Annotated in this window: 25 protein-coding genes; 9 read left to right on the top strand and 16 right to left on the bottom strand. The window is 68.4% G+C overall.

What is annotated here, in order from left to right; all coding sequences use genetic code 11:
• Positions 1 to 237, top strand: coding sequence for a thioredoxin family protein (locus tag NFW30_RS01080; RefSeq protein WP_295350044.1), 237 nt, complete (start codon positions 1 to 3; stop codon positions 235 to 237).
• Between the two features lie 207 nt (positions 238 to 444).
• Here the strand turns inward: NFW30_RS01080 and NFW30_RS01085 are convergent, their stop codons facing one another.
• The 13 genes from NFW30_RS01085 to NFW30_RS01145 form a co-directional block, all read right to left on the bottom strand.
• A complete protein-coding gene (locus NFW30_RS01085) occupies positions 445 to 1,812 on the bottom strand; it encodes a serine hydrolase domain-containing protein (RefSeq protein WP_295350046.1) in 1,368 nt (455 codons plus the stop codon).
• Positions 1,813 to 1,940: 128 nt separating this feature from the next.
• Positions 1,941 to 2,552, bottom strand: a complete 612-nt coding sequence (locus NFW30_RS01090; protein ID WP_295350049.1) for a riboflavin synthase — start codon at positions 2,550 to 2,552, stop codon at positions 1,941 to 1,943.
• A 61-nt stretch (positions 2,553 to 2,613) separates the two neighbouring features.
• Entirely contained in the window at positions 2,614 to 3,735 is a 1,122-nt protein-coding gene (gene ydiK, locus NFW30_RS01095) for an AI-2E family transporter YdiK (protein ID WP_295350052.1), read from the bottom strand.
• A gap of 164 nt (positions 3,736 to 3,899) precedes the next feature.
• Positions 3,900 to 4,343 carry a nuclear transport factor 2 family protein gene (locus tag NFW30_RS01100; protein ID WP_295350055.1) on the bottom strand — a complete coding sequence of 148 codons (444 nt, stop codon included), beginning with the start codon at positions 4,341 to 4,343 and terminating at the stop codon, positions 3,900 to 3,902.
• Position 4,344: 1 nt separating this feature from the next.
• Entirely contained in the window at positions 4,345 to 5,100 is a 756-nt protein-coding gene (locus NFW30_RS01105; RefSeq protein WP_295350058.1) for an SDR family NAD(P)-dependent oxidoreductase, read from the bottom strand.
• Positions 5,097 to 5,618, bottom strand: a complete 522-nt coding sequence (locus tag NFW30_RS01110) for a DUF3833 domain-containing protein (protein ID WP_295350061.1) — start codon at positions 5,616 to 5,618, stop codon at positions 5,097 to 5,099. Before NFW30_RS01110 ends, NFW30_RS01105 begins: the two co-directional genes overlap by 4 nt.
• Before the next feature lies 1 nt (position 5,619).
• Positions 5,620 to 6,837 carry an MFS transporter gene (locus NFW30_RS01115; RefSeq protein WP_295350064.1) on the bottom strand — a complete coding sequence of 406 codons (1,218 nt, stop codon included), beginning with the start codon at positions 6,835 to 6,837 and terminating at the stop codon, positions 5,620 to 5,622.
• A 4-nt stretch (positions 6,838 to 6,841) separates the two neighbouring features.
• A complete protein-coding gene (locus tag NFW30_RS01120) occupies positions 6,842 to 7,384 on the bottom strand; it encodes a chalcone isomerase family protein (protein WP_295350066.1) in 543 nt (180 codons plus the stop codon).
• The gene (locus NFW30_RS01125) at positions 7,353 to 8,537 is read right to left on the bottom strand and encodes a cyclopropane-fatty-acyl-phospholipid synthase family protein (RefSeq protein ID WP_295350069.1); all 1,185 of its coding nucleotides are present in this window, start codon (positions 8,535 to 8,537) and stop codon (positions 7,353 to 7,355) included. The genes NFW30_RS01120 and NFW30_RS01125 overlap by 32 nt, the downstream gene beginning before the upstream one ends.
• Positions 8,534 to 9,307 (bottom strand): DUF1365 domain-containing protein, encoded by a 774-nt coding sequence (locus NFW30_RS01130; RefSeq protein ID WP_295350071.1) that lies wholly within the window; start codon positions 9,305 to 9,307, stop codon positions 8,534 to 8,536. Before NFW30_RS01130 ends, NFW30_RS01125 begins: the two co-directional genes overlap by 4 nt.
• A 7-nt stretch (positions 9,308 to 9,314) precedes the next feature.
• A complete protein-coding gene (locus tag NFW30_RS01135) occupies positions 9,315 to 10,625 on the bottom strand; it encodes an FAD-dependent oxidoreductase (RefSeq protein ID WP_295350075.1) in 1,311 nt (436 codons plus the stop codon).
• Positions 10,626 to 10,634: 9 nt separating this feature from the next.
• Positions 10,635 to 11,435 carry a GTP cyclohydrolase FolE2 gene (gene folE2 / locus NFW30_RS01140; protein WP_295350077.1) on the bottom strand — a complete coding sequence of 267 codons (801 nt, stop codon included), beginning with the start codon at positions 11,433 to 11,435 and terminating at the stop codon, positions 10,635 to 10,637.
• Between the two features lie 33 nt (positions 11,436 to 11,468).
• The gene (locus NFW30_RS01145) at positions 11,469 to 12,026 is read right to left on the bottom strand and encodes a glutathione peroxidase (protein WP_295350080.1); all 558 of its coding nucleotides are present in this window, start codon (positions 12,024 to 12,026) and stop codon (positions 11,469 to 11,471) included.
• A 107-nt stretch (positions 12,027 to 12,133) separates the two neighbouring features.
• Between NFW30_RS01145 and NFW30_RS01150 the strand changes: the two genes are divergently transcribed.
• The 3 genes from NFW30_RS01150 (at position 12,134) to NFW30_RS01160 (ending at position 16,529) form a co-directional block, all read left to right on the top strand.
• Positions 12,134 to 13,042 carry a MerR family transcriptional regulator gene (locus NFW30_RS01150; protein WP_295350083.1) on the top strand — a complete coding sequence of 303 codons (909 nt, stop codon included), beginning with the start codon at positions 12,134 to 12,136 and terminating at the stop codon, positions 13,040 to 13,042.
• 330 nt (positions 13,043 to 13,372) lie between these two features.
• Complete coding sequence (locus NFW30_RS01155) at positions 13,373 to 14,872, top strand: polyamine aminopropyltransferase (protein WP_295350086.1); 1,500 nt, start codon at positions 13,373 to 13,375, stop codon at positions 14,870 to 14,872.
• A gap of 4 nt (positions 14,873 to 14,876) precedes the next feature.
• Positions 14,877 to 16,529 (top strand): NAD(P)-binding protein, encoded by a 1,653-nt coding sequence (locus NFW30_RS01160; protein WP_295350089.1) that lies wholly within the window; start codon positions 14,877 to 14,879, stop codon positions 16,527 to 16,529.
• A gap of 75 nt (positions 16,530 to 16,604) precedes the next feature.
• On the opposite strand, the gene NFW30_RS01165 is transcribed toward NFW30_RS01160, so the two are convergent.
• The 3 genes from NFW30_RS01165 to NFW30_RS01175 all read right to left on the bottom strand — a co-directional run bounded on the left by NFW30_RS01165 (position 16,605) and on the right by NFW30_RS01175 (position 19,076).
• On the bottom strand, positions 16,605 to 18,236 hold the full coding sequence (locus NFW30_RS01165; RefSeq protein ID WP_295350091.1) for a methyl-accepting chemotaxis protein: 1,632 nt from the start codon (positions 18,234 to 18,236) through the stop codon (positions 16,605 to 16,607).
• A 262-nt stretch (positions 18,237 to 18,498) separates the two neighbouring features.
• Positions 18,499 to 18,879, bottom strand: coding sequence for a PIN domain-containing protein (locus NFW30_RS01170; RefSeq protein WP_295350093.1), 381 nt, complete (start codon positions 18,877 to 18,879; stop codon positions 18,499 to 18,501).
• Positions 18,876 to 19,076, bottom strand: coding sequence for a type II toxin-antitoxin system VapB family antitoxin (locus NFW30_RS01175; RefSeq protein ID WP_295350096.1), 201 nt, complete (start codon positions 19,074 to 19,076; stop codon positions 18,876 to 18,878). Before NFW30_RS01175 ends, NFW30_RS01170 begins: the two co-directional genes overlap by 4 nt.
• 264 nt (positions 19,077 to 19,340) lie before the next feature.
• On the opposite strand from NFW30_RS01175, the gene NFW30_RS01180 reads away from it, so the two are divergent.
• The 5 genes from NFW30_RS01180 (at position 19,341) to NFW30_RS01200 (ending at position 25,732) form a co-directional block, all read left to right on the top strand.
• Complete coding sequence (locus NFW30_RS01180) at positions 19,341 to 20,012, top strand: TetR/AcrR family transcriptional regulator (RefSeq protein ID WP_295350099.1); 672 nt, start codon at positions 19,341 to 19,343, stop codon at positions 20,010 to 20,012.
• Entirely contained in the window at positions 20,009 to 21,121 is a 1,113-nt protein-coding gene (locus NFW30_RS01185; RefSeq protein ID WP_295350102.1) for an efflux RND transporter periplasmic adaptor subunit, read from the top strand. The genes NFW30_RS01180 and NFW30_RS01185 overlap by 4 nt, the downstream gene beginning before the upstream one ends.
• Positions 21,118 to 24,201 (top strand): efflux RND transporter permease subunit, encoded by a 3,084-nt coding sequence (locus NFW30_RS01190; protein WP_295350105.1) that lies wholly within the window; start codon positions 21,118 to 21,120, stop codon positions 24,199 to 24,201. Before NFW30_RS01185 ends, NFW30_RS01190 begins: the two co-directional genes overlap by 4 nt.
• A 286-nt stretch (positions 24,202 to 24,487) precedes the next feature.
• Entirely contained in the window at positions 24,488 to 25,126 is a 639-nt protein-coding gene (locus NFW30_RS01195; RefSeq protein WP_295350107.1) for an ATPase, read from the top strand.
• A gap of 18 nt (positions 25,127 to 25,144) precedes the next feature.
• Positions 25,145 to 25,732: a DUF2764 family protein gene (locus tag NFW30_RS01200; protein WP_295350109.1), complete on the top strand. Its 588-nt coding sequence runs from the start codon at positions 25,145 to 25,147 to the stop codon at positions 25,730 to 25,732.

Genomic DNA, 25,732 nt, shown 5'->3' on the forward strand with positions numbered 1-25,732 from the left:
ATGCTTATCAGGATCCTGGGAAGTGGCTGCGCCAAGTGCAGTCGTCTGGAACAACTGACTCGTGATGTCGTCGCCGAACTCGGCGTGGATGCCACTTTCGAGCACGTGAAGGAGCTGGACAAAATCATGGGCTATCCCATCATGACCACGCCGGCCTTGGTTGTCGATGAAAAGGTCCTGGTGTCTGGGCGGATGCCGAGCAAGGATGAATTGCTGGGTTGGCTGAAGGACCGCTGACAAGCTGGTTGCGGTCCTTCAGGTTGAATCGACCCAAAGACAGCTTTGGGTCGATTGCCGCCACACGGTATCCTGCACCACCTGGCCGCTTTGCCGAAGGCAGCGGTCGGTCCGCCGCGGAAAGCCGCGATCCGCAGACCAATGGCCCGGGCGGCCGCTGCCGCTGGTTCAGGTGACACAGCGACCGGCAGCGGCTCGTCCGCGCTCTCAGGGCCAGCTGGCGATCGAATCGGCAGCGGCTTCGAGCATGCCGCCGATCTCGTCGCCTTCGGGCATCGGGCCCTCGGCGGTGGCTTTCCAGTGGCGCTTGTTGAACACCGCCGCGAAGACGATGCCGCCGCTGTGCCAGCGCAGTACCGCGGTCGTACCCGGCAAGGAGCCGGTGTGCGAGATCGGCGCGGCGTCGCCCATGTTGGGCCGGCCGTCGTACTTGAAGCGCAGCGCGAATCGCACCAGGTCGGGCGCCGAGAAGATCAGACCGCCGTGCGAGTCCATCGCTTCGATGTGGAAGCCGCCGTCGCACAGCGGCCCGGGCGGCTGCGAGCGGTCGACGACGTTGGGCACCGGCGGCCCGGGGCTCGAGTAGACCGGCTCGCGCGGGTGGCGGTCGCGCGGCAGGCTGCGCGCCAGGCGCACGCTGGTGTTGTTGCCGGGTCCGAGCAGGTCGTCGCGGACGAAGTCCAGGTACGGCTTGTTCGCCACCTGCTCGATCACGCGGCCGAGCACGCAGTGGCCGAAGTTCGAGTAGGCCTTGCGGCTGCCCGGATCGAAGTCGAGCCGCCGGCCGAGCATGAAGCGGATGATGTCCACCGCGTCGGCCGGCCAGTGCCCGACCCGGGCCGAGATCAGCGCGGTCTGGAACATCGGGTCGAAGAGTGGCGCCTTGTCGCTCTCCCAGCCGCCGCGGTGATCCGCCAGGTGCTGCACCGTGACGTCCTGCAACCGCGCGTCGAGCTTGGCGCGCGGGCTGCGCAGCGGACTCAGTCCGAGCAGTGGAAAGGCCAGCGTCGCCGGCGTCAGCCGGCCCTGTGCGATCAGCAACTGGATCGCCGCTCGCGTCACCGGTTTGACGACGCTCGCCACCCGCATCGGCGTATCGGGCTGCACTGCCTCGCTGCGCCGGGTGTTCAGCCAGCCATAGCCGCGCTCGAGCCGGATCACCCCGGCACGCGCGACCGCCAGCACGCCGGCTTCGATCCGGTGCCGCTCCATGTACTCGCGCATCGCACGATCGAACGCTGCGAGCGTCGCTGGCAGCGTGCCGGTGGCGACCAGTTCGGGACGAGGCGCTTCGATCTCGATCGGCGGCGGGGTGACGGTCAGCGGTGGCGGATCGATCGTCAGCGGCGGCGGGTCCACCGTCAGAGCGGGTGGCTGAACGACGAGCGCCGCCGGCGTGACGGTGATCGGCGGCGGGACGACGGTGATCTGGCCCGCGCGCAGTGGCGGCGGCTGCACGGTGATCGCCGGTGGCTGGACGGTGATCGGCGGTGGCGTCACCGTCAGCGCGGGCGGGTCGACGGTGACCGCGGGCGGGTCGACGGTCAGGGGCGGCGGCTGGATGCGGATCGTCAAGGGATGGCTACTCCAACGGGGGTGGAAGGACGCGGACTGCAAGCCTGGTAGAGCAGGCAGCCGCCACCGTGTTCCCGGCTGGTCATCATCCCGGCGCCCCGCGACTCGGGCGCACGGCAACCGGGCGGCTATCTGACGGCATCGGACACGCCGAGGAGGCGCTCACAATAGCGTGCGATGAGGTCGACCTCGAGATTCACCCGGCTGCCGGGAGCCAGCCGGCCGAGCGTCGTCGCCGCCAGGGTGTGGGGAATGAGGTTGATGCTGAAGCTCGCGCCATCGACGCTGTTGGTCGTCAGGCTGACGCCGTCGACGGTGACCGAGCCCTTGCGCGCGATGTACCGGGCGAGCGACTCGGGAGCGCGGACCTCGAGCCGGCGGTTGTCACCGACGGCATCGAAGCGCAGCACCTCGCCGACGCCGTCGACATGACCGGAGACGAGGTGGCCGCCCAGGCGGTCGGCAAGCCGCAGCGCCTTCTCCAGATTGACCGGACCACCCGCCTGCGCCAGGCCGACGGTGCAGTCCAGCGTCTCGGGCGACACGTCGACCGAGAACGACCGGCCGGCCAGGTCGACCACGGTCAGGCAGACGCCGTTGCAGGCGATCGAATCGCCGCGGGCCACATCATCGAGCGCGAGCCCGCCGGCGTCGATGCTCAACCGAACGGTTGCCGCACCGTCTCCGCGGGGCGTGATGGCGGTGATCCGACCGACCGCTGCGATGATTCCTGAAAACATCCGTATGACCTCGACGAAGGAATGGAGAAGGCGGCTGCGTACGTGCCCGCAAACGACGGCATCAGCCGTTCGGCCGCCCTGTCGCCGGCGGGCGAGGCACCGTCGCGGGAGACCTGCCGACCTCGCGCGGCACCTCGTTGATCCAGGCCTCGAGCAGCGTGTAGGCGACCGCCAGGACGACCGGGCCGACGAAGAGACCGACCAGTCCGAAGGCCAGCATGCCGCCGATGACCCCGGCGAGGATCAGCAGCAGCGGCAGGTCGGCTCCCTGGCGGATCAGGACCGGACGCAGGAAGTTGTCCATGGTGCCGACGAAAATCGTCCATACCAGGAGGAAGCTGCCCCAGCCGGTCTGGTCGCCCCAGTACAGCCAGACCACGGCCGGCGCCAGGACCAGTGTCGGACCGAGCTGCGCGATGCAGAACATGAACATCACCGCCGTCAGTACCGGCGCGAACGGCACACCGGCGATGGCCAGGCCGATACCGCCGAGCAGCGACTGGACGATGGCGGTGACGCCAACGCCGAGGGCGACCGCACGCGCCGCCTGGCCGGCGAGGATGACCGCACCCTCGCCGCGTTCACCGGCGAGGCGATAGCCGAAGCGGCGAACACCCCTGGCCGCCTTCTCGCCCGAAGCGTAGAGGACGGCAGCGAGGGCAACGGTGAGCAGGAACTGCACGAAGACCAGTCCGAAACTGCCGATCTCGCTGACGAACCAGCGCGTCAGGTTGCCGGCGTAGGGCGCGACCTTGCCTGCCAGCTCGGCGGTGCCGGTCGCGGCGACCTGCCGCCACGCGTGCTCGAGCCGCCCGCCGAGCAACGGCACCTCGCCGACCCATTCCGGTGGCGACTGCGGCACGCGCAGTCCGCTCAGCGCCTTGCCCCATTCGGCGATCTGGTCGGCGTTGTCAACGATGGTGGCGATGGCCACCGACAGCGGCACGACCAGGCCAAGGAGAACCAGGAAGGTCATCAGGATCACCGCCGGCAGACGACGATTGCCGAAGCATTGCTGCGCGCGGAGCAGCAGCGGCCATGAGGCGACGACGACCATCGTCGCCCAGATCAGCGCTGGCAGGAATGGCTGCAGGATCCACAGCGATGCCGCGATGAGGACGCAAAGGAAGAGCACCGCCAGGGTCGGCCGGGCCATTTCGAAAGGCCTGTCGGGGGAGTTCATCAGTGGTTCATCCAGGTTCTCGCCATCGTTGTCGGCGCGCTTGGCGCGCCGGGGCGGCAACGCCACCGCGCCGGCACAGGGCGCATGGTAGCCGATTTCACCGTCGCGATGTCTGCCACCCCAGCCCCTTCGCCGCCGGCACGACGCCGATGGGACGCCCCGGATCAGGACCTGACGCCGGCGACCGGTGCCGCCAGCACCCGGCGCAAGCCGCGCAGCAGCATGCCGACGACGGGAAGCTTCATGTAGAGTTCCTCGGCCGCGTCCCAGTAGTCGCGGTGGTGACTGACCTTGCCGGCGGCGTCGAAGCGCAGGTGGGAAACGCCGCGGATGATCTGCGTCCTGCCGCCGCCCCAGCGCGCAGCCCGGAAGCTGAAGGTCCAGACCAGCATGGCGCCGCCTTCATCGGCCACCCTTTCGCTGACGACGAAGCGCGGCTCGCCGACCTGCTCGAACATGTGGGCGAAGATGCGCTGGATCGCGGCGACCCCACGCACCTCGTTGAACGGGTCCTTGAAGCAGGCATCGGCGCTGTAGAACTCGGGAAAGCGGGCGACGCTTTCCGGCGTCAGGCCGTGGAAGAATTCGATCAGCTCATCCAGGTTCATCTCAACTTCCGGTCAGGCGACGGACGAGGGGAAAATACCAGCGGTAGGGCAGCAGCGCGAGCAACTTCATGATGCGGGTGAAGCGCCGCGGGTAATGGATCTCGAAGCTGCCCGCCCGCCAGCCTTCGACGGTGGCGAGCGCCGCCTCCTCGGGCGTCAGCAGAGCCGGCATGGCGAAATCGTTCCGCGCGGTGAGCTGCGTCGCAACGAAGCCGGGATTGACGAGCCAGACGCCTATCCCCTGTGGCGCGAGATCGAGGTGCAGGCATTCGGCGAAGTGGATCAGCGCCGCCTTGCCCGGCCCGTAGGCCAGCGCCCTGGGCAGGCCGCGGTAGCCGGCGACGCTGGCGACGAAGGCGATGCCGCCGCCGGCCCGCAGGTCGGGCAGCACGGTCGCCGCCAGGCGCATGGCGCCGTTGAAGTTGACGCTGACGATCCTTTCGGCGGCCGCCAGGTCGAAGTCCGCGGTGCGCATCGGCACGTAGTCTCCGGCCAGGTAGATCACCAGGTCGACGCCGCGCCACGCCGCCAGCAGGCTCGCGCGGGCAGCCGCCAGGCTGGCGCTGTCGGTGGCGTCGCAGGGCAGCAGCAGCGCGCCGTCGATGCCGAGCGCGCGCAGCCGGTCGGCGCTGCGCGCGGAGAGCGCGACGCGCGCGCCGCGCCGCGCCAGCTCGCCTGCCAGCGCGGCGCCGATCCCGCTCGACGCGCCGACCAGCCAGACGCGCCTGCCGCACCAGTCGGTGATCTTTGGGTTCATCGCTTGACGAAGGTGAGCGTGACTTCGCCGAGATCGAAGCCCCACTTGCTCATGTAGGAGCGGTTCAGCATCACCTTGTCGTCCATCAGGAACATCCAGTCGTCGAAATCGACGTGGTACACCGTGCCGTCGACCGGCAGCGCCAGCACGTAGCGCCAGCGCAGTGCATTGCCGGCCACCTCGCCGATCGCCTCGCCGACGACGTCATCGGCCGTGCCGCGGAAGCTGCCGTCGGCCTGTTTCGTCAGGGTCCAGACGCGGTGCGAGGTGCTGCCGTCCGACCAGCTGAAGCGCTCGTCGAGGATGCCGGTATCGCCGGTCCATCTGGCGTCGATGACGACGTGGAAGCGCTTCTGGACGTCGCCACGCCGCCCCTGGAAGATGCCCCAGGCGTCGAGGGTGCCGTTCAGGTAGGCCTTGAGGTCGAGGACCGGCTGTTCGGCACGGTACTGTTCGACTCCCGGCGAGGCGCAGGCGGTCAGACCGAGGGTGAAGGCGGCGGCGATGAGAAGCTTCATTTCAGATCTCCAGGGAATGACGCCAGCGCCAGAGCAGCGCTGCGGCCAGCGCCTTGAAGGCCAGCGGCAACAGGGCGTAGGCGAAGGTCAGCGAGGACAGGCCGTCGCCACCGCCCGGCACGTAGCCGAGCAGGGCGAGGAGCGGCAGCGCCAGCCCGGCGGCCAGAGCCAGGTTGAGTTTGGCGATGAAGTTCCAGACGCCGAAGCACGCCCCGGCCTGCCCCTGACGCTCGCCGAGGTCGGCGGCGATGGCGGCGGGCAGGGCCAGGTCGGCACCCAGCGCCAGTCCGGAAGCGACGCAGATCGCCGCGAATGGCCACAGGTCGCCGGCGCCGAGAAGGCTGGCGCCAGCGAAGGCGATGATCGACAGGCCCATCGCCGCCAGCCAGGCAACCACCCGCCCGCAGCACGCCGCCAGTCTGACCCAGAGCGGCAGCGAGGCGGCGCCGGCGACGAAGTACGACGCCAGCAACGGGCCGCTCGCCCGCTCCAGTTGCAGCACGTCGGCGACGAAGAAGAGGAACAGCGTCGCCGGCAGGGCGGCGGCGACGCCGTTGGCGATGAAGACGCCGAGCAGACGGCGAAAGGCACGGTCGCCGAGGATCAGACGCAGGCTCGGCAGCAGCGGCTGTCGCGGCGCGTGCACCGGCTGGCCGGCGCCGACCCGGCTGAAGGTCGTGGCAGCGGCGAGCAGCAGCAGCGGCGGCAGGATCCATGAGAGGCGCCTGATCCCCTCGCCGAGGTCGCTGGCGAGCAGCGCCGGCAGGGCGGCGGCGAGGACGACGCCAAGCAGCCCGAAGCCCTCGCGGGCGGCGGTCAATCGCGTGCGCTGCGCGGAATTGGCGCCGACGTCGGCGCCCCATGCCTGGTAGGCAACCGATGCGGCCGAGAAACCAAGGTAGGTCAGCGCCAGCGAGCCCGCCAGCCAGAGCGCCGCGTGGTCGATCGGCGGGTTGAGCAGGGCGACGAAGCCGGCCGCAAAGGGCACGAGGGCCAGCGCGACCATGGTCGGGCGCGGCACGCGATCGGCGAGCCAGCCCAGCCACGGGTCGATGCCGGCGTCGAGCAGCCGCGTGCCGAGCAGGATGGCGCCGAGCAGCGCGAGTTCCAGACCGGCCACCTCGGCGTAGAGGCGCGGCACGTGGACGTAGATCGGCAGCGCCGCGAAGGCCAGTGGCAGACCGAGGAGGCCGTAGGCGAGCGTGTGGCCGGCGTTCATCGCCTTACGATTCCAGGCGCGTCAGCAGCGCGGCGCGCAGGTCGGGAGCGCTGGTTCCGGCATCGAGCCAGATGGCGAAAAAGGCCCGGGCAAAGGCGGGGTCATCGATCGAGCCGATGCTGCGGTCGTTGAAGTAGAAGCGCGCCGCCTCGGGCAGCTGCACGCCGACGATACGGTCGCCGCGCCGGACATCGGGAAAGATCGCGAGCATCCGCTCGCCCCACGCGCGCAGGCGGGCCTCGCCGGCAACGCCGAGTTTGCGCATCTCACCGATGCTGGCGTCGGCGATATCGCGGCCCTTGATGGTCCGCTTGTAGGTCAGCTCGAGCGCCAGCGGCGGCTGCAGCGGATCGTCGCCGCTGGCCCACAGCGTCGCCGCGTAAATCAGCAAGCCGAAGCGGCGGAACTCGCCGCTTCCCCAGCGCCGCAGGCCGGTGGTCGGTGCCGCGGTCGCCGTTCCGGTCATCGCCAGCCCTGCCAGCGGCGATGCGGCCAGCGCCAGCAACAGGCGGCGCCTATTGATGAGCAAGTTCGAACTGGACGACATCGATGCTCCCGGCGAGGAAGCCCGCCTCGCAGTAAGAGAGATAAAGACGCCAGAGGCGCCGGAACTGCTCGTCAAAACCGAGCGCGGCGATCTGCGGCCAGTTGGCTTCGAAGGCGCGGCGCCATTCGCCCAGGGTGCGCGCGTAGTCGGCGCCGAAAGCGTATTCGCCGTGCACCGCCAGCCCCTGCCTCGCCGCGGCGGCACGGAAGGCCGGGCGCGACGGCAGCATGCCGCCCGGGAAGACGTATTGCTGGATGAAGTCGGTTCCCTTGCGGTAGTCGGCGAACAGGTCGTCGCGGATGGTGATGCTCTGGATCACCGCCCGGCCGCCCGGCTTCAGCGCCCGAGCAACCGAACGGAAGTAGGTCGGCCACCAGCGCTCGCCGACGGCCTCGAACATCTCGATCGAAACGACGTGGTCGAACTGCCCGCAGGTATCGCGGTAGTCCTGCAGCCGGAGATCGGCTCGTGGCACCCGCTGTCGTGCCCATTCGAGCTGTGCCGGCGACAGGGTCAGTCCGGTGACCTGCAGTCCTGCCGCGACCGCGATCTCGGCGAAGCCGCCCCAGCCGCAGCCGATTTCGAGGACGCTCTGCCCCGGTCCGGCCTGCAGGCGGCGCAGGATGCGGCGGTACTTGGCGCGCTGGGCGCCTTCCAGGTCGCCGCAGTCGGTCGCGGGGTAGATGGCCGCCGAATAGCTCATGCCGGGATCGAGCCACAGCCGGTAGAAGTCGTTGCCAAGATCGTAGTGGGCCATGATGTTGCGCTTGCTGCCGGACCGGCTGTTGCCGTTCAGCCAGTGGCGCACGCGCGCCGCGAGCAGGTTGCGCCACGAACCGTACACCGCCTTGCGCAGGGCGTCGCGATTGCGCGCCAGCAGTGCCAGCAGGCCGGCGACGTCGGGCGAATCCCAGTGGCCGTCGAGATAGGCTTCGGCCAGGCCGATGTCACCGCGCGCCAGAACCTGCCCGAACATCGCTTCGTCATGCACCTGCAGGGTGACGCCGTGATCGCCCGCGCCATACAGGCGGCAAGACCCGTCGGGCAGGCGAACCTCGAGAATGCCGCCGGCAATCCGCTCGAGGAGCGCGAGAACGCGGGAGGTGGCTGGCGCCGGGCCTTGGCCGCTGCGCAGGATCATCGTCTCATTCATTTGGTTGATTCCTGAAGGGGTTGCCGTTGATCGGAAGGACGCGCGCCAAAGAAGGGCACGCCCTTGATCCAGAGCCGGAGCGCCTGCCAGTGGATGCGGAGGACGACGCCGGCGGTCAGCAGCGGCATGCGCAACAGGGTGCCGAGCAGGGCGCGGGTGGACCAGGTCGTCGGTCTGCCGGTGATCGAGGTCAGCAGCAGGGCACCGGCGGTGTCGTCGTAGTCGATGCGGACCAGCGGACGCTCACGCTCGACAAGGAAGCGGAAGCGGTAGCCGCCTGTCACTTCGCAGAACGGCGAAACGTGGAAGGTCTTGCTCGCCCTGACCGTCTGCGCCGCGCTTAGCGGAGCGCCGTCGGCGTTGTGCAGCAGGTAGCAGTGGCGACCGCCAAAGGTATTGCTGACTTCGGCGAGGACGGCGAGCAGTTCGCCGTCGCGGTTGCGGCAGAACCAGAAGCTGACCGGATTGAAGACGAAGCCGAACACCCGCGGGAAGCACTGCAGGACGACCTCTCCGTCATCGGGCAGGCCGCGGCTGCGCAACTGCGACTGGATCCAGGGCAGCAGCGGCGAACCATCGCGTGGCCCGTGGTCCCTCTGGTGGAAACTGAGCAGATTGAAGCGATCGACCGAGAAGAGTGGCCCGCTGGCCGCCGCCAGGTCGGCCAGCGGCAACTGGACGAAAAAGACCGGGTAGGTGAAGGCATTGACCACCGGGCGCAGACGGCGGTGCATCACTTGGCCGATCAGCAGTCGAGGACGGGCAGGCATGTCGGCCTCAGGCGCTCGCCCGTGCGCGGACGCGCCGCGCGCCCTCGCCCTGCCACGGAGCGGCGATGCCCATGGCGTTGGCGACGCGCAGGGCCGACTTGAGGCCGTCTTCGTGGAACCCGTAGCTGCCCCAGGCGCCAGCGAGCCAGATGCCGCCCTCACCCTGCACCTCGGCGAGTCGCTGCTGCGCGGCGATGGCCGGGCCGTCGAAGATCGGGTGGGCGTAGTCGAATTCGGCGATGACCCGGGCCGGATCGGGCGCGCGCACCGGATTGAGGGTGACGACGACCGGCGTCGCGAAGGGCAACGGCTGCAGGCGGTTGATCAGGTAGGAAACCGCCACCGGCTGCTCGCCCGGCGTGCCGCTGCCGGCACTGTAGTTCCACGCCGACCACAATTTTTCGTCGCGCGGCAGGAGGGCTCGGTCGGTGTGCAGGACGGCACGGTTGGGCTGGTAGCGGATCGCCGCCAGCACTTCGCGCTGCGCCTCGCTGGCGGTGCCGCCGAGAATGGCTCGCGCCTGGTCGCTGTGGCAGGCCATCACGACCCTGTCGAAGCGCTCGACGCCGCCGGCGTGGGTCAGGCGCAGTCCCTCGCCATCGCGGCTCACCGTGCTCACCGGGCAGGCGAGGCGGACGTCGTCGAGCTGTTGCGCGATGCGGCGCACGTACTCGCGGCCGCCACCCCTGACGGTACGCCACAGGGGGCGGTCGAAGACCTGCAGCAGGCCGTGGTTGCGGCAGAAGCGGACGAAGGTGGCGAGCGGCGTATCGAGCATCTGCCCGGTCGGGCAGGACCAGATCGCTGCGGCCATCGGCAACAGGTACCATTCGGAGAATGCCGCGGAGTAGCCACCCGCGCCCAGGAAGTCACGCAGGCTGCGCTGGTCGTCGGGGTACGCGTGCAGCCACGCGACGGCCTCGCGGTTGAAGCGCAGGATGTCGGACAACATGGCCCAGAACTGCGGGCGCACCAGGTTGCGCTTCTGCCCGAAGATGGTGGCGAGGTTGCTGCCCGACCATTCGATGTCCGGGTCCTCCAGGCTGACCGCGAACGACATCTCGGTCTCGACGCTGTCCACCCCGAGCAGCGCGAAGAGCGCGATCAGGTTGGGATAGGTCTTGTCATTGAAGACGAGGAAGCCGGTATCGACCGGATGCGTCCTGCCTTCAAGGGTGACGTCGACGGTGTTGGTGTGACCACCGAGATGGCTGCCGGCCTCGAACAGGGTCACCGCGTGCCGGCGGCCAAGCAGCCAGGCTGCGGCGAGACCGGAGATGCCGGCGCCGACGACGGCGATTCGTTGCGTGTCGCGCATGACCGTCTCCTACGCGTTGGCGCCGAAGAGTTCAGCGTAGGCCGAATGGTTGTGGATCGACTCGAAGTTCTCCGAGGCGACCTTCCATTCGGCGATGCGTGGCTCGCCCATCAGACGCAGCGCGATGTCGCGCACCAGATCCTCGACGAACTTCGGGTTGTCGTAGGCGCGTTCGGTCACCCACTTTTCGTCGGGGCGCTTGAGCAGGCCGAAGACTTCGCACGACGCCTCTTCCTCGGCCACGCGGACGAGTTCCTCGATGGTCATGGGCGAGCGCAGTTTCGCTTCCAGCGTGAGGTGCGAGCGCTGGTTGTGCGCTCCGTAGTCGGAGATCTTCTTCGAGCAGGGGCAGAGACTGGTCACCGCCGCCGTCACGCGCAGCGTCAGCGCTGCGGGCTGCCCGTGCGGCCGGTCGATGAGCAGCGTCGCGTCGTAGTCGAGCAGGCTTTCGACGCCCGACACCGGCGCCGTCTTGCGGATGAAGTAGGGAAAGCTCATCTCGATGCGGCCGCTCGTCGCGTCGAGGCGCAGCAGCATGTCCGCGAGCAACGCGAACAGGCCCTCCTGCGTCAGCGCGCCGCTGCGACCCTCGAGGAGTTCGACGAAGCGCGACATGTGGGTACCCTTGACCTCGGGCGGCAAGCCGACGGTCATCGTCAGGCTGGCCACGGTGTTCATGATCTCGCCACTGGCGGTCTGGATCTGCAACGGGTAGCGCAGCCCCTTGACGCCGACGTTCTGGATCGCCAGTCGGCGGCCATCGGCGGCCGACTGGACGTCGGGCAGGAAGAAGTGTTCTGGTGCGTTCATTACAATCTCTCCATGTGGGTGGGGGCGGTCGAGCTACTTGAGGAACTCGTCGATCTTCTGCAGCAGCTCGCGGTCATCCGGCCTGGTCGCGCTGGCGTAGGCGACGACCCGCGAGGCATCGCGGTTGATCAGGTACTTGTGGAAATTCCAGCGCGGCTTGCTGCCGGTGGTTTCCGCCAGCATGCGGTAGAAGGCATTGGCGTTGCCGCCACTGACCGTCGTCCTGGCGAACATCGGGAAATCGACGCCGTCGGTCAGGCGGCAGAACTCTGCGATCTCCCTGTTGCTGCCGGGCTCCTGCTCGCCGAAGTCGTTGGACGGGAAGCCGAGGACGACCAGCCCCTTGTCCTTCAGCCGCTCATGGAGCTTCTCCAGCCCGTCGTACTGCGAGGTAAAGCCGCAGAAGCTCGCCGTATTGACCACCAGGATGACCTTGCCGGCGTACTGGCAGAGTGGCACCGGCTTGCCATCCTGCAGAGCGGGAAACGTGTGGTTGAGCAAGGGCGGGCAAGCGCTGGCGGACGACGGCGCGACGATCCCCAGCGTCAGCAGGGCGGCGACCAGCGTGGAACGTTTCCAGTCAGTGACCATGCCGAACCTTTCTTCCCTTTGTCCTGGACATTTTCGTCATTTGTCGCTAATGTACGCGCCGAAGTTCCCAGTGTCAACAGTTTGTCTAACTTTTGTTCAGGACAATTATGATCAATCCCGGCTTCAACATTGCTGCCGTCGAACGCGATACGGGTCTGTCCAAGGATGTCCTGCGCGTCTGGGAGCGGCGCTACGGCTTTCCCGCCCCTGCCCGCGACGACCATGGCGAGCGCATCTATCCGGCGGATCAGGTGGAGCGTCTGCGCTTGGTGAAGCGCCTGATGGATGCCGGGCACCGGCCGGGCAAGCTGCTGGCCACCCCCAGCGAGGAACTGAACGCGCTGGCGCCGCGGCGTCCGCAACCGGCGCTGGCGGTCGCCGGCGCCAGCGCCGGCGAGGAACTCGGTGACCTGATTTCGCTGATCAAGCGGCATGACGGCGCCGCCTATCAGGAGGCGATGCAGCAGCGATTGGCGCGCCAGGGGCTGGTGCGTTTTGTCCAGGACACCGTTGCTCCGCTCACCCGCCTCGTCGGCGCAGCCTGGGAGGAAGGCCGCATCGAGGTATTCGAGGAGCACCTGTTCACCGAACTGACCATGCGCCTCCTGCGCCAGGTGATCGGCAGCCTGCCCGGAGGCAGGCGAAGCCCGCGGATCATTCTCACCAGCGTCCCGGACGAACTGCACGGCCTCGGACTGCTGATGGCCGAGGCCCTGTTCGCGCTCGAAGGTGCCGAATGCATTCCGCTTGGCACGCAGATGCCACTGCTTGAAATCGCCAGTGCCGCCGGCGCCCACCGCGCCGACATCGTCACCCTGTCGTTCTCGGTCGCCTTCCCGCAACGCCAGATCCCCGGACTGCTGCAGCAGTTGCGCGCGCTCCTGCCCACCGCAGTGGGACTGTGGGCCGGCGGCGGCGGCGTCAGGCGCCTGCCCGAGGTGGCGGGCGTCGAACTTCTCGCTTCACTCGAACAGTCCATCGACGCGTTGGCAGCGTGGCGAGGGAAACAGACCTGAACCGCCCCGCGCCGGACGGGGACTGCCGGACTGTTGAGCATCCGGCAGGCGCTTCGGCCGCGTCCGTGCCTGGCGCGCCAGGAAGCAGATCTCGCGGAATCGGTCGCTTGCCTGGCGGACGCCTCCCCCGCCGGCCGACGGCATCGCCTTGCGCCCACCGCTGGCGCATGCGCATAGAATGCCGGGCATGCCCCCTTCTCCGATCGCCCACGAACGACGTCGCCCGCGCATGCGCAGCACCAGCCGCTGCCTGCCGGCGGCGGCACGGACGCGGGGCGCGACGGCGCGCCGTCGTCGCAGCTGTCGGCGCGCTGCGCCGGCCGGCGGAAGATGAAACGGGCGCTGCTCCTCTCGGTCTTCGTCATCGCCTCCTGCGGGCTGGCGTATGAACTGATCGCCGCGACGCTCGCCAGCTACCTGCTCGGCGATTCGGTGACGCAGTTTTCGACGGTCATCGGCAGCTACCTCTTCGCCATGGGCGTCGGCTCGTGGCTGTCGCGCTACGTCGGCGAGCAGCTCGTCCAGCGCTTCATCCAGGTCGAGCTGCTGGTCGGCGTGCTCGGCGGCTTCTCGGCAGCCCTGCTGTTCTTCTCCTTCACCTGGTCGCCGGCGCCCTTCCAGCTGCTGCTCTACCTCGTCGTCTTCGCCGTCGGGGTGCTCGTCGGCCTCGAGATCCCGCTGGTCATGCGCATCCTCAAGCGGGACCTGGCGTTCCGCGAGCTCGTCTCGCAGGTGCTCACCTTCGACTATCTCGGTGCGCTCGCGGTATCGATCCTCTTCCCGATCCTTCTCGTGCCACACCTCGGGCTGATCCGCAGCGCGCTGCTCTTCGGCGTCCTCAACGTCGGCGTGGCGCTCTGGACGTGGTGGCTGTTCCGCGAACAGTTGCCGAACGCCGGCTGGCTGCGGGCGCAGGGCGGCTTCGCGCTGCTCTCGCTGCTGACGGCGTTCGCCGCCGCCGGCGAACTGACGACGCTCGCCGAAAGCCAGCTCTATGCCGACGAGATCGTCTACAGCGAGAGCACGCCGTATCAACGCATCGTCCTGACGCGCTGGAAGGATGATCTGCGCCTGCACCTGAACAACAACCTGCAGTTCAGCTCGCGCGACGAGTACCGCTACCATGAGGCGCTGGTGCACCCGGGCCTGGCGACCCTGCCGTCGGCGCGGCGCGTGCTCGTCCTTGGCGGTGGCGACGGGCTGGCGGCACGCGAGATCCTCAAGTACCCGCAGGTCGAAAGCATCGTCCTCGTCGACCTCGACCCGGCGATGACGCGCCTGTTCGCCAGCGCGCCGCCACTGCGCAGACTCAACCAGGACGCGCTGAACTCGCCGCGCGTGCGGGTGATCAATGCCGATGCGCTGCAGTGGCTGGAGGAGAACGACGAAAGCTTCGATTTCGTCGTCGTCGACTTCCCCGACCCGTCCAACTTCTCGCTTGGCAAGCTGTACAGCGCTTCGTTCTACCGCCTGCTCGACCGGCACCTGGCAGCGAACGGGCTGGCGGTCATCCAGTCCACCTCGCCGCTGTACGCCCGCCGCTCGTTCTGGTGCGTCGTCACGACACTGGAAAGCGTCGGCCTGCTGGCAACGCCCTACCATGCGCTGGTCCCCTCGTTCGGCGAGTGGGGCTTCGTCATCGCCGGTCGCCGCCCGTACCGGCCGCCGCAATCCTACGACGTCGACACCCGTTTCCTGACGCGCGAGACGACGCCGGCACTGTTCGTCTTTCCGCGCGACATGGAGCGTGTCGATGCCGAGGTCAACCGCCTCAACAACCAGGTCCTGGTGCGCTACTTCGAGCAGGAGTGGCGGCAGGTGATCCGTTAGCGCGATGCACCGGCGCGACTTCCTGGCCTCGATCGCCGCCGCCGGCGCGGCATCGCTCGCCGCCTGCCGCAGCCAGCCGCCAGCGCTGCCGCCCGGCGAACTGCTCGGGACCGCGCTCGACATCGGCCATCGCCTGCGCGAACAGGCGCTGCCGGCAGCCAGCGAGACGCGCAAGGTGCCGGTGCTGATCGTCGGCGCCGGCGTCGCCGGACTGGCCGCCGGCTGGAAACTGGCGCAGGCGGGCTTCGCTGATTTCCTGCTCGTCGAACTCGAAGGAGAGGCCGGCGGCAACTCGCGCGCCGGCCGCAACATCGTCAGCGCCTACCCCTGGGGCGCGCACTACCTGCCGCTGCCGACCCGCGAGTCGACCGCGGTGCGCGAACTGCTGGCGGAACTGGGCGTCCTGCAGGGAGATGCGCGCGCCGCGCGCCCCGTGTACGACGAACGCCATCTCTGTGCGACACCGCAGGAGCGCCTCTACCTCGACGGCCGCTGGCAGGAAGGGCTGCTGCCGCTGACCGGGGTCGGCGCCGGCGAGCGCGCGCAGTACCGCCGCTTCGCCGACATCATCGCGGCCTTCGCGCAGCGGCGTGACGCCGCCGGCCGACCGGCCTTCGCGCTGCCGATGGCGTTGTCGAGCCGCGATGCGGATCTGGTTCGGCTCGACCGCGTCAGCATGCGCGACTGGCTGCTGGCACAGGGATTCGACTCGCCGCAGCTGCACTGGTACGTGAACCACGCCTGCCGCGATGACTACGGCACCGCCAGCGCTGCCGTCTCGGCCTGGGCCGGGATTCACTACTTCGCCAGCCGCAGCGGCGAGGCGGAGAATGCGGCCAGCGACACCGTCCTCACCGCGCCCGAAGGCAACGCCTGGCTGACCAGCGGCATGCTGCGCTCGATCGAGACGCGCGTCGGCCAGCGCCTGCTGACCGGTGCACTCGCCTTTCGCGTCGAGGGGGGGGAAGGCGGCACCGGCAGCGGTCCGCTGGCGGTCGACCTCTGGCTGCCCGGCGAACGGCGGACGCTGCGCGTGCTCGCCGAACAGCTGATCTGGGCGGCACCGCTGTTTCTCGTTCCCTGGGTGTTCCGCGGCCACACCCGGCTCAAGGACGCCGCGCGCCGTTACAGCTACGCGCCGTGGCTGATCGCCAACCTGACGCTGTCGCAGCTCCCGGCCGAGCGCAGCGGCGCGCCGCTGGCCTGGGACAACGTCCTCCATCGCGGCAGCGGCCTCGGCTACGTCGTCGCGACGCACCAGCAGATGCGCCTCCGGCAGGGCGCCACCGTGCTGACCTGGTACCGGAGTCTGGACGAACTCGCCCCGGCGATCGCCCGCGCCGCACTGCGCGAGACGCCGCGCGAGGCCTGGGCGGAGCAGATTCTCGCCGAGCTCGAGAAGCCGCATGCGGACATCCGGCACGTGACCAGCCGCCTCGATGTCTTCCGCAATGCGCACGCCATGGTCCGACCGCTGCCCGGACTGATCTCGAGCGACGCGCGCGCGCTCTTTGCCGCCGATGGCGAGCGCCTGCGCTTCGCGCACGCCGATGTCAGCGGCTTCTCGTTGTTCGAGGAGGCGCAGTACCGCGGCATCCTCGCCGCCGAGCGAACGCTGCGCCGGTTGCGGGTGCGCTTCGTCTCGTCGCTGGCGTAGCCTGCCGGAAGAACCTGGCTGGAATCAGGCGGCGCAATGGCGGCGGCCGTCTTGCTGCCCGGACGCCGGGACACATCAGACGCGAAAGAGCCCGACCGACTGCCGCAGCTGCGCGGCCGTTCCCGCCAGATCCCTGGCCGTGCCGGCAAGCCGGTGTGCCGCCCCGCTGTTCTCGCCGGCCCCACTCGCCATCTTCTCGACGGAACGGGAAATGTCGCCACTACCCTGCCGCTGCGCCGCGAGTCCCTCGGCGATCTGCCGCATGTCGGCAACCAGGAGGCGAGCCAGGGCGACGATGTCCGCCATCGTCGCGCGCGCCCGGTGAACGGCATCGGTGCTGGCGCGCGCGCGCGCCGAACCCTCGCGCATCCCCTGCATGGCACCCTCGACGCCGGACTGGATCTGGGTGATCATCGTCGCGATGCGGTCGGTCGAATGCGCCGTTCTCTCCGCCAGCTTGCGCACCTCGTCGGCGACGACGGCAAAGCCGCGCCCCTGCTCGCCAGCCCTCGCCGCCTCGATGGCAGCATTCAGCGCCAGCAGGTTGGTCTGATCGGCAATCTCGCGGATCACGCCGACGATACCGGAAATCTCCCGCGAATGCTCGCCGAGCACCAGCATCGAATCGGCGGTCGCCTGGACATCGGCGGCAAGAGTCTCGACGACGGTCGCCGTGGCGGTGATCTCCTCACTCCCCTGATCGCAACGGGCACCCGCCTGCTGCACCCGCTGCTCCACCGAAGCAGCCTGGCCCGCCATCAGCGAAATGCCGTTCGAGATCTGGTCAATTGCGGCAACCATCGCACTCGCTGCGGAATCCTGGCTGCGCGCGCCTTCGGCGACAGCGTCGACGGTTTCCCCGACGCGTGCCGCCGAGTCACTGACCGTTTCCGCCGCAGCGCGAATCTCCCGGACGGTCTGTGCAATGTGCTCACCGGCCACCTCGATCGACCGCAGCAGGTCCCCCACTTCGTCACGACGGCTGGCGGCGCGCGTTGCCGCAGTCAGATCGCCGCGCGCCAGATCGCCCAGACGCCTCGCCGCTTCACTCATGCCGGCGAGCAGCGAGCGGTCGAACAGGTAATTGGCGACGATGGCGAGCGAGATGCTGGCGACGAACACGGCCAGCAACACCCACAGGTCGGTATGCAGATCCGCCGTCTCGTTCGCCTCGACCTCCTGCAGCTCGCGCGTGCTGAGGGCGACCACATCGTCGATCGCCTGCCGATGTTCGAGATAGCGCTCTTCGAGCCTGCGCAGCGCGTCCTGCGTCGCCACGCGGTCGCCAGCACGGATGGCAGGCAGGAGCTGGCGATCCGCCAGATCGAAGAACCCCACCGCGGCCTGGTGGGCATCCTTGAGGAAACGGGCCTTGATTCCCTGCGGCAAGTCCTGTTCAAGCCAGAACCTGTGGCGCTGCTCGTAATCCTTGCGCAGCTGTCCCATCTTGGCGACGAGGGCTTCACGCTGGCTCGCCCGCTCCGGATCGGCGAGCTGCAGGACACTGAGGTACGTTTCGATGATGTAGTTCGGTGGCGGCAGGATGTCGGCAACCAGATCCTTGTAAAGCACGATGCGATTGTAGCCAGGACCGCCGATCCTGGTCTGGCTGATGGTGTGCCACGTCCAGGCGCCGAAGACCGTGAAACCGACCGCCAGTGCAAGGCACACCAGGAAGAGCTGCATGCGAAGAGGAAATCTGCTCATCGGAGGGTCTCCAGAAGTTGGCGACGCAGGATGTTAACAGATTTGGTCGGCACATCGATCCGGCTTCGGCGGGCGCGCCCCTCACGGGGCGCGCGTTGATTGAAGCCAGCGGGAAGCACAGCCCTCTGTGGCAGCAGAGGGAAATCAGCGACAGACCACGGTTTCCACTGCCAGTACGAACCGAGCGCGGTGAGAGTCTGGCCCGCGCGCCTTTCGTTCCCGCGATGCCTCAAACGGAACCTTCTGCGCGGGCAAAGCTGCCTCAGTGCCCGGTGGGCCGGTGCATCACGCCAAAGCGGTTCGCCAGCGCACCAAGCCGTTTGTCCAGCGTCCACAGCTCGGCGTCTGGCGTCATCAGGGTGGAGGCGAGCAGCAACAGGTCGACCAGCCCGCAGCCCAACCCAAACAGCCGTTCGTGCTCGATGAAGTCGATGACTTCCCGGACGCTGGCCTGCTGGGTCAGTTGCAAGGCGCTGAGATCGAGCAGTGTTCGATTACGCTGCGGTGGCGCTCCGCACGCGATTTCACCGACGATCAGTGGATGCACCATGACCCGGTCAAGCTCAAGTAGAACGGCCAGCGCGTCGTTGCGTTGGCGAAAGTGATCGACCCATACTGAGGTATCGACGAGTACGCCGGTCAACGGGTTTCCTCGCGGCGGCGAGGAATCTCCGGCATGCCCGGCATTTCGGCGCCCAAGGCGGCAAGCCGTTTCGCGGCCTGAACTCGCACGAAGGTCTTGATGGCTTCGCGAAACAGATCGGCTTTGTCCATCGCCGGATCAGCAACTTCCAGCGCCCTCTCGTACAGGGCATCATCAATCGTCACGGTCGTTCTCATGGGCATCTCCCGTCATCTCTATGGATGGCATTGTGCATCGGAAGTGATGCCGAAACAAATGGTGATCGGGGCGACGCCCGGAGCGCAGCCTGAATTTCCTCTGCCTGCAACGGTCCGGAGCCACTTCTGCGGACAGGAGCGGCGATGCTGCGCGCCGTGCTCAACGCTCTATCGAGCCGTGGCTGACAGTGATCCCGACACCACATTTGACACTCGCGGCGATGACGGCTATATTACTGACCGGTCAGTCACTAAACAGAACCCATGCCCTCCACGGCCCACATCGAGTCTTCGTCCACCGCGCCGGGCGCGCCAGCGACTCGCCGTCGGCGCAAGGACGCGCGGCCGTCCGAACTGCTGGCGGCGGGACTGGAGATCTTCGTGGACAAGGGCTTCGCCGCCACCCGGCTCGACGATGTCGCGCGCCGCGCCGGGGTCGCGAAGGGCACCCTCTATCTCTACTTTCCGGGCAAGGAAGCGCTGTTCCAGGCGGTCATCGAGGACGGCATGGTGGCGGCGCTGCTGGCCGCCGAGGAACGGATGGCGACCCATCAGGGCAGCAGCGCCGACCTGTTGCACGAGTTGCTGCTCGGCTGGTGGCAGCACATCGGCAGCACGGCGCTGGCCGGCGTCAGCAAGCTGATCATTTCGGAGGCGCGGAACTTCCCCGAGATCGCCGACTACTATCGCGAACGGGTCATCGGCCGCGGCCGCGCGCTGCTGCGCCAGGCGCTCGAACGGGGCATCGACCGTGGCGAGTTTCGTCCGCTGAACGTCGAGGCGGCGATCGACGTCATCATCGCGCCGCTGCTGATGCTGGCCATCTCGCGCTCCTCGCTGCGCCTCTGCGGGCAACAGGTGTCGCCCGAGGACTATCTGGAGACGCATTTCGAGCTGCTGCTGCGCGGCCTGCAACCCGCCGGGGAACGGGCGTGAGAGCCGGCGACGGGCGCTCCGCCCTTGCCCGGCCGCTGCCTGCCCTGCTGCCCGCGCTGCTGCTGCTCGCCGCGCTCGCCAGCTGTGGTCGGGAGGAGCCGGCGCCCGAGCCGGCGCGACCGGTGCTGACACGCGTCCTCGGCGAAACCGCCGGCGAGGCGACGCTGAGCTATTCGGGCGAGGTCCGCTCGCGCCATGAGACGCCACTCGCCTTCCGCATCCCCGGCAAGATCACGGCCCGGCCGGTCGATGCCGGCGCCGTCGTCAAGGCGGGCGAGATCCTGGCCCGCATCGACCCGGCGGACAGCCTGCTGTCGGTCGAAGCCGCCAGCGCGCAACTCGAACTCGCCGCCGCCGACGTGCAGCGCTGGCGCAACCTGCGGGCGCAGAACTTCGTCAGCCAGGCGGCGCTCGACGGCAAGGAAACCGCCTACCGCGCGGCCCGCGCGCAGGCCGAGCTGGCGCGCAACCAGTCGGCGTACACCGTGCTGCGCGCCGACCAGGCGGGAGTCATCGGCCTGGTGACGGCGGAGGTCGGGCAGGTGGTGGCTGCCGGCCAGACGGTCATGCGCCTGGCGCGGGCCGACACCCTCGAGGTGGCGATCTCGATCCCCGAGGCGCGCATGCCCGAGGTGCGTTCGCTCGGCAGCGCGGAAATCAGCCTCTGGGCCGACCCGCAGGCGCGCTACAGCGGAACGCTGCGCGAACTGTCGCCAGTGGCCGATCCGGTGACGCGCACCTATGCGGCCAGGGTGGCGATCGGCGAGCCCGATGCGCGCGTGCTGCTCGGCATGACCGCGACGGTCCGCTTCCTGCGCCAGGACGGCAGCAACCGGCTGAGCGTGCCGTTGACAGCGATCTTCCAGCACGCCGGGCAGCCGGCGCTCTGGGTGGTCGACGCGGCGCAGTCCGTCAGCCTGCGACCGGTGACCATCGCCGCCTACCGCGAGGACAGCGCCGTTCTCGCCAGTGGCGCGACGGTCGGCGAGCGCATCGTCGTTGCCGGCGTGCACAAGCTGAGCGAGGGCGAACGCGTGCGCGTGATCGAGCAGCCCGACCGCCGCGGCACGCCGCCGGGTAGCCGCGCGGCCGATGCGGCGGCGCGATGACGCTGCCGAATCTTTCCGAGTGGGCGTTGCGCCACCGCTCGCTGGTGGCCTACCTGATCGTCGTCCTGATGCTCGCCGGCATCTTCTCGTACTTCCGGCTGGGCCGCGCAGAGGACCCGGACTTCACCTTCAAGGCGATGGTCGTGCGCACGCTGTGGCCCGGCGCGACGGCGCCGGAAGTGCAGTTGCAGATCACCGAGCGCATCGAGAAGAAGCTGCAGGAGGTGCCCTGGGTGGACGTGCTGCGCTCGCAGACCCGACCCGGCGAGTCGCTGATCACCGTCCTGCTGAAGGATTACACGCCGAAGAGGGAAGTGCCGGAAGCGTGGTACCAGGTGCGCAAGAAGATCGGCGACATGCGCCACACGCTGCCGCAGGGCGTCGTCGGCCCGTTCCTCAACGACGAGTTCGGTGATACCTTCGTCACCATCCTGGCGCTGACGGGCGACGGCTTCGACCTCGCCGCGCTGCGCCGCGAAGCCGACCGCATTGGCCGCGAGCTGCGGCAGCTGCCGGATGTGAAGAAGATCGAACTGTTCGGCGTGCAGGACGAGAAGATCTTCATCGAGGTGTCGCACGCCAAGCTGGCGACGCTCGGTCTCAACCCGCTGGCCATCTTCGATGCCCTGCAGCGGCAGAACGCGATGACGCCGTCGGGTTTCTACGAAACGCCGTCCGACCGCGTCCGCATCCGCGTCTCGGGGGATTTCGAATCGGTCGCGAACATTCGCGAAATCGGCATCCAGGCCGGCGGCCGCCTTTTCCGCCTCGGCGACATCGCCAGCGTCAAGCGCGGCTTCGCCGACCCGCCGGCGCCGCGCATGCGGGTGCAGGGACACGATGCGATCGGCATCGGCATCGCGATGAACCGGGGTGGCGACGTGATCAGGCTCGGCGAACGGCTGCACGCCGCACGCGAACGCCTGCAGCGGCAGTTGCCGGTCGGCATCGACCTGCACGTCGTCGCCGACCAGCCGGAGATCGTCCGCCAGTCGATGAACCTCTTCATGTCGTCGCTCGGCGAGGCGGTGGTGATCGTCCTCATCGTCTCCTTCATCAGCCTCGGGCTTCGCACCGGCGCCGTCGTCGCGCTGTCGATTCCGCTGGTGCTGGCGGTGACCTTCCTGCTGATGTACGCCTTCGGCATCGACCTGCAGCGCATCTCGCTCGGCGCGCTGGTGATTGCCCTCGGCCTGCTGGTCGACGATGCGATCATCGCCGTCGAGATGATGGTGGTGAAGATGGAGCAGGGCTGGGACCGCTTCCGCGCCGCGACCTTCGCCTACACCTCGACCGCCTTCCCGATGCTGACCGGCACGCTGATCACCGCCGTCGGCTTCATGCCGGTGGGTCTGGCGAAGTCTGGCGCCGGCGAGTACACGTTCTCCATCTTCGCCGTCGTCAGCATCGCGCTGCTGGTGTCCTGGGTGGTGGCGGTGGTCTTCACGCCGTACCTCGGCCATCTGATACTCGATGCGGCGAAGCTGCAACGGGCAGCAGCGAAGCATGGCGCGGATCCCTACGACACGCCCATCCATCGTCGCGTGCGGTCGAGCGTCGACTGGTGCCTGCGTCACCGCTGGCTGGTCATCGTCGCGACGCTGCTCGCTTTCGTGGCTGCCCTGGCCGGGCTGACCCTCGGCGTGCAGAAGCAGTTCTTCCCCGCCTCGAGCCGGCCCGAGGTACTGGTCGACCTGTGGTTGCCGAACGGCTCGTCGCTGCAGGCCACCGAGTCCTACGCCAGGCGCGTCGAGGAACTCCTCGCCGAGCCGGAGATGGCACGTTCGATCCGCCATTACGCGAGCTATGTCGGCAACGGCAGCCCGCGCTTCTACCTGCCGCTCGACCAGCAACTGTTCAACGACGGCTTCGCGCAGTTCGTCATCACGACGCACGACATCGCGGCACGCGAGGATCTGCGGCGCCGCCTGGAGCAGCGCTTTGCCGATCCCGGTGGCGAATGGAGCAACCTGCGGACGCGCGTGCTGCGCCTCGAGAACGGCCCACCGGTGGGTTTCCCGGTCGTCTTCCGCGTCTCCGGCGAGGATATCGGCGAATTGCGGCGGGTGGCCGCCGAGGTGGCGGCGGTGATGCGCGACAGCCCGCACCTGAAGGAGGTCAATTTCGACTGGAACGAACTCGGCAAGTCGATCCGCGTCGACATCGACCAGGACCGAGCGCGCGCACTGGGCATCAGCTCGCAGGAACTGGCCGCCTTCCTCAACTCGATGCTGACCGGCGTCGCGGTGACGCAGATGCGCGAGGGCGACCAGTTGATCGACGTCGTCGCGCGCGCCGCCGGCGACGAGCGCGCCCGCATCTCGGCGCTGGCCGATATCAACATCCACACCGGCAGCGGCCGCTACGTGCCGCTGGCGCAACTGGCGAAGATCAGCTACGAACTGGAAGAACCGGTGATCGCCCGCCGCAACCGGCTGCCAACGGTGACGGTGCGTGCCGACATCCGCGACGGCATGCAGGCGCCGGCGGTCACGGCGCGCATCGATCCGCTCCTCGACCCGCTGCGCGAGCGCCTGCCACCGGGTTTTCGCATCGAGGCCGGCGGCGCCACCGAAGAGTCGGCGAAGGGCGAGAACTCGATCAAGGCGGTGATGCCGCTGATGCTGGTCAGCGTCGTCACGCTGCTGATGATCCAGTTGCAGAACGTCGGCCGTACGCTGCTGGTGCTGCTGACGGCCCCGCTCGGGCTGATCGGCGTCGCGGCGGCGCTGCTGGTCTTCCAGGTTCCCTTCGGTTTCGTCGCCAACCTCGGCGTCATCGCGCTCTCCGGAATGATCATGCGCAACTCGGTGATCCTCGTCGACCAGATCGAACAGGACGAGAAGGCCGGCAAGGCTCCCTGGGAGGCGATCGTCGGTTCGACCGTGCGCCGCTTCCGGCCGATCATGCTGACCGCCGCGGCGGCCATCCTGGCGATGATCCCGCTGACGCGCAGCGTCTTCTGGGGCCCGATGGCGGTGGCGATCATGGGCGGGCTGATCGTCGCCACGCTGCTGACGCTGCTTTTCCTGCCGGCACTCTACGCGGCGTGGTATCGCGTGCAAGCAGGCGAGCGCTGACAGCCACGGCGCGGCAATCGCCCGGATCGCTGGCCCGCGCCAACCGCTTTGGCATTGGCCCCGCCGACAGCCCCTGCCACATCGCCGCACGCAGGACGGTCACCGCCGGCAGAGTGGCTGGTCTCAACCAGGCACTCCCCCCAAGAGCGGCCTTGCCGGGGCGAACCGAACTTCGGGATGCCCCCGAAAAGGCTGCCGGAAACGGTTTGACTCGGCCCGCAGATGTCGGCGATACTGCCGCCGAACGGCAGGCACATTTGCCATCTGGATCGGGCAGAGGCTCTTCATGGCTATAGAATTGCAACACCTGATTGATCGAATCAATCAGGAAGCGGTGGAAAAGGGTGAGCAGGAAGCCAATCGCATCGTTGCGCGGGCACGGGAGCAGGCCGCTGCCCTGGTAAGGGAAGGCGAAGCGGCGGCCCGGGCGCACCTCGAGAAGGCAGAGAAGGACTCCGAGGTCTTCGTTGAACGGAGCACGCGGACCCTCGAGCAGGCGGCGCGAGACCTGCTGATCAGCGTCGGACAAGCTGTGGAAAACATCATTGCAGACATCGTCAGCGACGCCACCGACGAGGCCCTCGACCCCGACACCCTGAAACGCATGATGGTGAAGATGGCGCAGGCTTACGCCGAAAAGAACGGTACCGAGAGCCGCATCGAAGTCCTCGTCGGCAAGGAGGACCAGTCGGAACTGGTACGATTTTTCGCCCGCCAGTACCGGCACCGCCTGGTCCGGGGACTCAACATCCGCGCCGACGCCGGCGTGCACCGGGGCTTTCGCGTGATTCTCGACAACGACCGCGTGCACCACGATTTCACCCGGCCAGCTATCGCCGAAGCTCTCGGCAACTTTCTCCGCCCTCACCTGGCCGAGATCGTCTTTCGTGCTGCGCGTGCGGCGAGCAGCAGTGAGCCCGGCTGATCCGCGCACCGGCTGACCATGTCCTACCACTACCTGGTCGCCAGCCTGCCAATGTTGTCCCTGGATGCGCCGCCGCCGTTCTCTTCGCTAGACTTCCTGTCACGCTGTCACGGCGTGCTGAAGTCGAGCGATCTTGCCGTCCTCGAGGCCATCGTCAGCGGCAGTGTGGTGGTCGGGAATGCCGTTGCTGCCACCTGGACGGCACGCGAGACGCAGACACGCAATCTCATTGCACAGTTTCGCGCTGCGCGTCTGGGGGTCGACCCCCGTCCTTTCCTGCGCGATCACAGTGGCTACGACGTGGCCCTGGCGCAGGCGGTCACCGACGCGCTGGCCGCAGCCACACCGGTCGAACGTGAGCAGGCCCTCGACCGGTGCCGCTGGCGCATTGCCGAAGAGCTGTCCCTCGCGGATCCCTTCGGCTTCGCTTCGATCCTGGCTTTCGCCATCAGGCTGCGCATCGCCGAACGCTGGGCCCGGCTGACCGAACCGGCAGGCGAGCGCCAGGCCGAGGCGCTGCTGGCGACCATGAGTCAGGCACCGGATACTGCAGCGCACGGCGACACTCCGGACAATCCGGCGCGACCGGCAGCGCCACGAGAATGA

Source organism: Accumulibacter sp. (assembly GCF_023806635.1).
GTDB lineage: Bacteria > Pseudomonadota > Gammaproteobacteria > Burkholderiales > Rhodocyclaceae > Accumulibacter.